Source organism: Azospirillum sp. B4, assembly GCF_000333275.1.
Lineage (GTDB): Bacteria > Pseudomonadota > Alphaproteobacteria > Azospirillales > Azospirillaceae > Nitrospirillum.
On sequence record NZ_BACU01000059.1, the window covers coordinates 1 to 6,967 of the forward strand.

The following is a 6,967-nucleotide window of genomic DNA, read 5'->3' on the forward strand; positions in this document are numbered from 1 at the left end:
GCCCGTTGGCTGGAACGCCAGCTGAACGATCCCTATGTGGCGGAGGCCAAGAAGCGCGGCTATCGCTCCCGCGCGGCCTTCAAGCTGCTGCAGCTGGATGAGAAGTACCACCTGCTGAAGCCCGGCACCCGCGTGGTTGACCTGGGCGCGGCCCCCGGCGGCTGGACCCAGGTGGCGGTGGAGAAGGTGCGCGGCGCCAAGGTCGTGGGCCTGGACATCCTGGGCATGGAGGATGTGCCCGGCGCCATCACCATGCAGATGGACTTCCTGTTGCCCGAGGCGCCGGACCAGCTGAAGGCCGCCCTGGGCGGCCCGGCCGACGTGGTGCTGTCCGACATGGCGGCGCCCACCACCGGCCATCCCAAGACCGACCATCTGCGCATCATGGCCCTGGCCGACGCGGCCTACGCCTTCGCGGCCGAGGTGCTGGCCCCCGGCGGGGCCTTCGTGGCCAAGCTGTTCCAGGGCGGGGCGGAGCGCAGCCTGCTGGACCTGCTGAAGCGCGACTTCGCCGTCGTCCGCCATGCCAAGCCGCCGGCCAGCCGCGCCGACAGCTCGGAAACCTACGTGGTCGCCACCGGCTTCCGGGGCGCCACCACACGGCATGAGGACGATGCCGGGGACGGCGACGAGGACTAAAATCCATTACCTTTCCACCCCGTGAGGGGTGAGGCGCGCGCAAGTCTGCCATGGCGGATTTGACCCATATGTGGTGGGTTCACAACGGCTCGGGTGCCGTGTATCGTGCGTCGAACCTTAAGCCCTGGATGACGCGGCCGGCCCCATGTGTGGGGGCGGACGGGTCGTCCCATACCCGTATCTGACGCCTGGCCACCCGCTGCCCCAAGGGTTGGCCGCCTAGGGAGATGGTTCATGACCCGTGCGCTCCAAATTCGCGAAGCCCTCACCTTCGACGACGTCCTGCTGGAACCCGCGGCGTCCAGCGTCATGCCGGGCGAGGTCGACACCCGCACCCGCCTGACCAAGACCATCGAGCTGGGCATCCCCCTGCTGTCGTCCGCCATGGACACGGTGACCGAGGCGGCGCTGGCCATTGCCATGGCCCAGGCTGGCGGCATGGGCGTCATCCACCGCAACATGGACATCGAACGCCAGGCGGAGGAAGTGCGCCGGGTGAAGCGCTTCGAATCCGGCATGGTGGTCAATCCCATCACCATCGCGGCCGACGCCACCCTGGCCGACGCCCTGGGCCTGATGGCGCGCTATCACATCTCCGGCATTCCGGTGGTGGAGAACGGCGGCGCCGGCAAGCTGGTGGGCATCCTGACCAACCGCGACGTCCGTTTCGCCACCAACCCGCACCAGCCGGTGTCGGAGCTGATGACCCACCAGAACCTGGTGACGGTGCGCGAGGGCGTGGGCAAGGAGGAGGCCAAGCGCCTGCTGCACACCCACCGCATCGAGAAGCTGCTGGTGGTGGATGACAGCTACCGCTGCATCGGCCTGATCACGGTGAAGGACATCGAGAAGGCGCAGTCACACCCCAACGCCTGCAAGGATGAGAAGGGCCGCCTGCGCGTGGCCGCCGCCACCGGCACCGGCCCTGACGGCCTGGCCCGCGCGGAGGCCCTGTTCGACGCTGGCGTGGACGTGCTGGTGGTCGACACCGCCCACGGCCATTCCGCCAAGGTGCTGGACCAGGTGACCGCCGCGCGCAAGCTCAGCAACTACACCCAGGTCATCGCCGGCAACGTCGCCACCGGGGCCGCGGCCCTGGCGCTGATCGACGCCGGTGCCGATGCCATCAAGGTGGGTATCGGGCCGGGCTCGATCTGCACCACCCGCATCGTCGCCGGCGTGGGCGTGCCCCAGCTGACCGCCGTGATGGACGTGGTGGACGCCTGCCGTGAACGCGGCATCCCCGTCATCGCCGACGGCGGCATCAAGTATTCCGGCGACCTGGCCAAGGCCATCGCCGCCGGTGCCGACTGCGCCATGCTGGGCAGCATGTTCGCCGGCACGGACGAAAGCCCGGGCGAGGTCATCCTGTACCAGGGCCGCAGCTACAAGAGCTATCGCGGCATGGGCTCGGTTGGCGCCATGGCCCGGGGCTCCGCCGACCGCTATTTCCAGGCGGAGGTCAGCAACACCCTGAAGCTGGTGCCGGAAGGCGTGGAAGGCCGCGTGCCCTATAAGGGCCCCGTGGGCAGCGTCATCCACCAGCTGGTGGGCGGCCTGCGCGCGGCCATGGGCTACACCGGCAACGCCACCCTGCCGGAGATGCAGAAGAACTGCCGCTTCGTGCGCATCACCAACGCGGGGCTGCGCGAAAGCCACGTCCACGACATCCAAATCACCAACGAGTCGCCGAACTACCGTCCGGGTTGAATTTCGGACTACGGTTGCTTCTTCCATCCATGGTTGGGGGCGCCCTCAGCGGCATGAGATAAGTCTCATGCCGCTGTAGGCCGCGACGGCGGCCGCCGGAGGTTTCCGGGCAGCGGAGCGGACTGGAAGCCGAGGATAAGCCAAGGGCCGGATGGCCCGCCGGCGTTTGAGGCAACTAATCTAGGCCGCGACGGCGGCCGCCGGAGGTTTCCGGGAAGCGAAGCGGACTGGAAGCCTAGGATAAGCCAAGGGCCGGATGGCCCGCCGGCGTTTGAGGCAACTAATCTAGGCCGCGACGGCGGCCGCCGGAGGTTTCCGGGGAGCGAAGCGGACTGGAAGCCTAGGATAAGCCAAGGGCCGGATGGCCCGCCGGCGTTTGAGGAAATATACATATGACCCCGACCGCTCGCCTGCAGGCGGCCATCGATCTTCTGACGGAAGTGCTGGCCACGCCGCGCCCCGCCGATGCCGTGGCCAGCGCCTTTTTCCGCGCCCGCCGCTACATCGGCGCCAAGGATCGCACCGACGTGGCCGAGAAGGTCTACGGCATCCTGCGGCGCTGGGCCCGGCTGCACTGGTGGCTGAACCGCGCGGGGTATGGGGGGGAAGGCCAGCCGGCGGTGGACGCCCGCGCCTTGCTGATCGCCGATGAGCTGCTGACCCGGGGCCGCGGCGCGGCCTCGGTGGCGGAGCATTTCAACGGCGGCAAGTTCGCGCCCACGGCCCTGGAGGCGCATGAGCGCGCGCTGATCCAGGCGCTGGAGACCCACACCCTGGACCATCCGCAGCAGCCGGACGCCGTGGTGGCGGAGGTGCCGGACTGGGCGGCGGACACCCTGCGCAACGCCTTGGGCGACCGCTTCGTGCCGGAAATGCAGGCCATGCTGGGCGCGGCGCCCATGGACCTGCGCGTCAACCCGGTGAAGGGCACCCGCGAGCAGGCGCTGGCGGCCCTGGCCAAGGCCGGCGTTCAGGCGGAGCCGACGCGCATTTCGGCGCTGGGCATCCGCGTGCGCAACCGTTTCCCCATCGCCACGCTGAAGGCCTTCCAGGATGGGCTGCTGGAAATCCAGGACGAGGGCTCGCAGCTGGTGGCCTTCGCCGCCAACCCGCAGCCGGGCCAGCAGGTGGTGGATTTCTGCGCCGGGGCCGGCGGCAAGACGCTGGCCATCGCCGCCATGATGAACAACAAGGGTCGCGTGGTCGCCTGCGACGTGCTGGACGGCCGGCTCAAGCGGGCGCAGGAGCGGTTCCGTCGGGCGGGCCTGCACAACATCGAGACACGGCCCCTCAAGTCCGCGCGCGATCCATGGGTGAAACGGCACAAGGGCCGCTTCGATCGCGTGGTGGTGGACGCGCCGTGCAGCGGCACCGGCACCTGGCGCCGCAATCCCGACGCCCGCTGGCGCCAGCTGGGGCCGGGGCTGTCGGAGCTGCTGCCCCTGCAGGCCGAAATCCTGGACAGCGCCGCCCGCCTGGTGCGGCCCGGCGGCCGCCTGGTCTATGCCACCTGTTCCCTGCTGCCGGAGGAGAACCAGGACCAGGTGACGGCGTTCCTGGCCAGCCATCCGGACTTCGCCCTGCTGCCCGTCACCGAGGCCTGGCCCGAGGGTATGGGCGTGCCGCCCAGCACCGACGGCATGCTGTCGCTGTCGCCGGCCCGTCACGACACCGATGGCTTCTTCGCCGCCGTCATGGTGCGCAAGGACGTCGCTCCCGATACCGCCGGCGCGGAAGAAGGGACGGAAGACGCCGCCGAGGCGTAACCCCTCAATTCCCGGGACACCACCACCATCTTGTCGCGCCGCCTCTGGCGGGGCGCCGTTTTCTGCGGCAGGATGGTGGGGACGGTAACGGGAACGAGGGGCGGTTCATGGCTCACGGTCCGGCGGAAATCGGTTTGGTGCGTACGGCCACCCAGGCGGACGCCGCGGCCATCGCCCGCGTCCATGTCGCCAGTTGGCGCACGACATATCCGGGACAATTGCCCGACGATTACCTGGTGGGTCTGTCGCCCGAGGCCCACGCCCTGCGCTGGCGAGGCCTGCTGGCCGGCCGCCAGCGCCGCACCTTTGTCGCCGTGGGGGAGAACATCGCCGCCGACGGCCTGCCGGCGACCGGCGTCGTGGGCTTCGCCACCTGCGGCCCCCAGCGCACCGAGATGCGCGGGTACGAGGGTGAGTTCTACGCCATCTATCTGTACGACCATGCCCAGAACCAGGGCCACGGCCGCCGCCTGATGGCCGCCATGGCGACGGAGTTGCTGTCGTCCGGCATGCGCTCCGCCTGCGTCTGGGTGCTGCGCGACAACCCCGCCCGCTGGTTCTATGAACGCCTGGGCGGCAGTCGCCTTGCGGAACAGCCCATCACCTTCGCCGGCGCCCGCCTGACGGAGGTGGCCTATGGCTGGCTGGACCTGGCGCCCCTGGCCCGGCTGTCCTCCTACAGCGAGGGGTAAGCAAAGCGCTGTTGGACCTGCCGGCGCTTGAGGCATTAGAGCCGTCGTAGGACGGCGAAAGAAACCGACCGGCGTACGCGAAAGCCCAGCTTCTCATAGACCCGCTTGGCCCCGTCGTTCTCCGTCTTCACGTGCAGGAAGGGCATCTCGCCCTCCGCGTTGATGCCGGCGGCCACCGCGCTGACCAGGGCCAAGGCCAAGCCCCGGCCGCGGAAGTCCGGGTCAGTGCAGACGGCGCTGACCTCTCGCAGGCCGGGCAGGCGCATGCGCTGGCCGGTCATGGCCATCAGGCGCCCATCCCCGCTGCGCAGGCCGAAATAGGCGCCCATGCGGATGGTGCCATCCAGGAAGGGGCCAGGCTCCGTCCGCTGGGCCAGATCGACCATGTCGGGCACGTCGTCGGCGGTCAGGCGCAGTACGGGGACAGGCGGCACTGGCGACAGGACCTCGCACACCATTTGGTCGATCTCTCGGGCGCGCAGCACCTGCCAGTCATCCGTTGGGAAATCCAGCGCCACCGGGCTGACCAGGCCGATCCCCCGGCCGGAGGGCACCAGCGCCGCCAGGTCGGCCAACGCCGCCGGCGTGGGTTCGGCCAGTCCGGCGAGGGGGGAGATGTCCTCCTGATATCGCGCGGCCAGGCCGTGCACCTGGCCCAGCTCTTGGTGCGCGGTGGCCAGCGCGTTCCACACGGGATTGTCCAGCAGGGTCAGGTCAGCCACGGAAGGTCCCCCAGTGTCAATTTCCCTCTGGATGGGTATGGGGACGCCTTCATGCAAGGGGGAAGATGCCGGCGGCGGTTCCAAAAACGAAAAGGCCTTCTCCCGCTGGGGTGAGAAGGCCTTTTCGTTTGAACCGGGAGTTCCGGCCGGCGCGCCCGCTGAAAGGCCGGGCGCGCGTCGTCTTGATGCTGTGTCACAGCATGGCGTTGATGCACAGGGCGATGACGGCGGCGATGGACAGCATGCCGGCGGTCTCGACCAGGGCGGTCAGGCGGGCGGCGAAGCCGAAGGAGGCGGTGGTCCGGGTGGCGGTGACGGTGGTCATGATCTCTATCCCCTTGTGATGTGCAGGATCGCTGGTCGGGCGATGGTCGTGGTCGGAAGCGTCAGGCGGTCGGTCTGGTGGCTTACAGCATCGCGTTGACGCTGGCGGCGATCAGCAGGGCGATGGCCAGCATGGCGCTGGTCTCAACGCTGGCGATCGAGGGCAACACCTTGAAAAAGCGGAAGGAAGCGGTGCGGGTGGAAGCGGCGAAGGCGGTCATTTTCATCTCCATCAGGATCGTTGGTCGGTGTTGTCCCCTTATCAGCAAGGGGCGTGCCAACTTCCGGAACCGGCTGGATTCCTCGAGCTGAGGCTTGGATCAATCCTTTGGTGACGCGCGTTGCGCCACAAAGTCGCCATTATTACGATTTTATCAAAAAATCACCCACCGCTGCCCTGTTCGTGAACGGACACTGTCCGTTTCCGGACGGTCCATTCGGACACCGGCCTTACTTCCGGGGCGTCGCCTGGTCGACGAAACGGGTGATGGCCTCCATCACCCCCGGGGCCAGGGGCAGGGTGGGGTCGGCGTAGGTCGCGATGTTGGCGGCGCGGTCCATCGGCGCCGTCTTCAGCATATGATTGGCGCCGGGGATAAGGGCCAGGGTGGCTTTCGGCTGGGCCTGGGCCAGCAGGTGGGCGTCGTCCACCGTGACCTGGAGATCGGTCTCGCCTTGCAGCACGAGTAGCGGGACCGTCAATGCGGCGGCCGCCTGCGCCGGGTCGGCGTCGTTCATGGACATGAGGTAGGGCTGGACGCTGGGCCGGTACATGGCGCGCAAGGCGGGCGGCACATCGTTCACCAGGCGGCCGGCCCGCAGCTCGGCCTGGATGGCGACCAGCTTGTCCACCACCTCCGCCGGCGCGCCCTTGGCCCGCACCTGGTCCAGCAGCACCTGGTCGAAGGGCCGTCCCACGCCGGACAGGGACAACACGCCGCAGACGGGCACACTGGCCTTGACCAGCGCCGTCGCTGCCAAGGTGGCGATGGTCGCCCCCTCCGAATGACCCAACAGCATGACGCACCGCACCTTGGGTTGGCGTGCCAGGAAGCGGGCCCAGGCAACCATGTCGTCGACATAGGTGGATAGACGCAGCTTGTCCTCACCTGGG

Annotated in this window: 8 protein-coding genes; 4 read left to right on the top strand and 4 right to left on the bottom strand. The window is 68.8% G+C overall.

The features are described 5' to 3' along the window. The 4 genes from I55_RS02310 to I55_RS02325 all read left to right on the top strand — a co-directional run. On the top strand, window positions 1-639 hold a 639-nt coding region (locus I55_RS02310; RefSeq protein ID WP_044558861.1), incomplete at its 5' end, for an RlmE family RNA methyltransferase. A 234-nt stretch (window positions 640-873) separates the two neighbouring features. Then, window positions 874-2,349 (top strand): IMP dehydrogenase, encoded by a 1,476-nt coding sequence (gene guaB, locus I55_RS02315; protein ID WP_044558862.1) that lies wholly within the window; start codon window positions 874-876, stop codon window positions 2,347-2,349. A 392-nt stretch (window positions 2,350-2,741) separates the two neighbouring features. Continuing rightward, window positions 2,742-4,115 carry an RsmB/NOP family class I SAM-dependent RNA methyltransferase gene (locus I55_RS02320; RefSeq protein ID WP_044558863.1) on the top strand — a complete coding sequence of 458 codons (1,374 nt, stop codon included), beginning with the start codon at window positions 2,742-2,744 and terminating at the stop codon, window positions 4,113-4,115. A 137-nt stretch (window positions 4,116-4,252) separates the two neighbouring features. Next, window positions 4,253-4,807, top strand: a complete 555-nt coding sequence (locus I55_RS02325) for a GNAT family N-acetyltransferase (RefSeq protein WP_252180984.1) — start codon at window positions 4,253-4,255, stop codon at window positions 4,805-4,807. A gap of 35 nt (window positions 4,808-4,842) precedes the next feature. On the opposite strand, the gene I55_RS02330 is transcribed toward I55_RS02325, so the two are convergent. The 4 genes from I55_RS02330 to I55_RS02335 all read right to left on the bottom strand — a co-directional run. Further along, a complete protein-coding gene (locus tag I55_RS02330; RefSeq protein ID WP_049973764.1) occupies window positions 4,843-5,529 on the bottom strand; it encodes a GNAT family N-acetyltransferase in 687 nt (228 codons plus the stop codon). Window positions 5,530-5,722: 193 nt separating this feature from the next. Then, window positions 5,723-5,854 (bottom strand): hypothetical protein, encoded by a 132-nt coding sequence (locus I55_RS38910; RefSeq protein WP_286364283.1) that lies wholly within the window; start codon window positions 5,852-5,854, stop codon window positions 5,723-5,725. An 82-nt stretch (window positions 5,855-5,936) separates the two neighbouring features. Beyond that, window positions 5,937-6,074, bottom strand: a complete 138-nt coding sequence (locus I55_RS36760) for a hypothetical protein (protein WP_159107091.1) — start codon at window positions 6,072-6,074, stop codon at window positions 5,937-5,939. A gap of 229 nt (window positions 6,075-6,303) precedes the next feature. Next, a partial coding sequence (locus I55_RS02335; RefSeq protein ID WP_044558864.1) for an alpha/beta hydrolase occupies window positions 6,304-6,967 on the bottom strand: 664 nt, incomplete at its 5' end.